At 29.9% G+C, this 1,765-nt stretch carries 1 protein-coding gene; it reads right to left on the minus strand.

Translation table 11 applies throughout. The features are described 5' to 3' along the window. Positions 1 to 658 precede the first annotated feature (658 nt). On the minus strand, positions 659 to 1,687 hold the full coding sequence (locus tag C200_RS13485) for a hypothetical protein (RefSeq protein WP_016212164.1): 1,029 nt from the start codon (positions 1,685 to 1,687) through the stop codon (positions 659 to 661). Positions 1,688 to 1,765: the final 78 nt, after the last annotated feature.

Below are 1,765 nucleotides of genomic sequence, written 5' to 3' on the forward strand. Positions count from 1 at the left end.
GGTAGCGACGCTTACGTAGTTAGTGAGGTGAAATGCAATTAATTTAGCCTGAACCATATAACGATCAATAAACTGTAAACTGGAAAATCAAGGTATAATTAACAACATTTATATGAATGCTATAGATGCAAATAATGTCGGACAAAAAATGTCGATTAATGCGATAATTAGTGATTATGAAAGCGAGACACCACACTTAAACTTTATGATAAATTTCTTATGAGCTAGTTTTTATGGCTAATTAAAATTCATGTCCCATCCAAAAAAATATAAGTTATTGTCGTTTTTTTTGTTGAAATTAATAACTCAAAATACAAATACTATATTCAAACAGCAACGCTAAGGTTGCTGGATAAATTACAAAAAAATGGACTCAATAAGTCACAATAAATTAATAATTTTATATATATAACTCTACAATATAAGCATTATGGTATAGCTATACAGGGATATTAAGACATAGCTATAAACCAATATTATAACATAACTATACATCAATATTAACACATAGCTATAGGCCAATATTATAAAAAAAGGCCACATTGAGGAATGGCCTTTAATAAGTTTATATATTCATGTCGCTAGTTTAGTTTGCTGTAAACGGTAAAATAACTAGCATGGCATAGTTTTAACATTTTTCCTGAAGGTTTTGCAAAAATTATTTTGGTTTTATTGTCGATGCAATATTTTGAATAATCATTGCAGTCTCATTATCACCAATATAACCCGTTGAATCAGACCTGAAAATCGATTTAGTAGCCTCTATTAATATTTGTGACTTAACATCATCATTAGCATCAGAAGAAACTAGCGATGAAAAAGCCCCTAGACTCAAAACTTTATTTTTCAATAGTTCATTTTGATGAGAAATGGTCTTATACATTTTACCAACCCATAAAGTTGCTGTAGCCAATAACACAACAAGTGTAACTTTTAAAGATATTGATAGTATAAGCACCTGATTGACTGGATAAGAGTCCTTATAATACTTCTCTACCAAAAATTCAGAAAAAATAGGTGAATATAAAGTCATTAGAAATAATGCTATGGTGCACAGTAACCATATTTTCGGTATATATTTTCCTATTTCCTTTTCTACCTCTGCTTTATATTTATCAACTGCTTTAATTGAAACAATAGATTTCGCTGTATTGACGGCAGTCCTAGTTTGTTCAACGTTATTCTCCGCTTCTTTCAATAATTCCGAAAATTGGTCAGGCTCCGTACTAAAAAGTAAAATGAATTCGGACATTTTTTTAAATGTTGATTTGAATAGATCATCTAAAGCAGTAAGCGCAAGATTAACCTCATTAGATATGTGGTCTACATCTTTACCTTTTTTACTGACTACTAATGGCATATGAAATAGATCAGTAAGATTTTGATTTATTTCAGAAATTTTATCAATTATTGTCTCAAGAGGAAAATCATTGTTAAATTCAAAATCATAAAATTTGGTAGATTTCCCTTTAAAACGTAAAAGGACATTGTTATACCATAATAATTTATCCTTTAAATTAACCAATCTCCTTCTGATATTATTAGAGCCTTCTTCTTTAACCTTAAAAAACAGTTCAAGCTTTTTTATATGCTCTGCAAGTTCCCCTTCTTTTTCTGAAATACTTAACCCGGCATTAACGATTTCATCAAAATCTTTTTTTTCTTCTTCAAATACACCGGAAACCATAAAATTATCCCTCATTCAACTTGCTATTCCTTCATAAACCATACCATTCAAACAACCACGGGCACTGTTGCGAAAAAT

It is taken from the genome of Piscirickettsia salmonis LF-89 = ATCC VR-1361 (genome assembly GCF_000297215.2).
GTDB classification, from domain to species: Bacteria; Pseudomonadota; Gammaproteobacteria; order Piscirickettsiales; family Piscirickettsiaceae; genus Piscirickettsia; species Piscirickettsia salmonis.

Coding starts and splice junctions, on each gene's coding strand:
- C200_RS13485 (WP_016212164.1), bottom strand. CDS start 1,687: ATGGTTTCCGGTGTATTTGAAGAAGAAAAAAAAGATTTTGATGAAATC.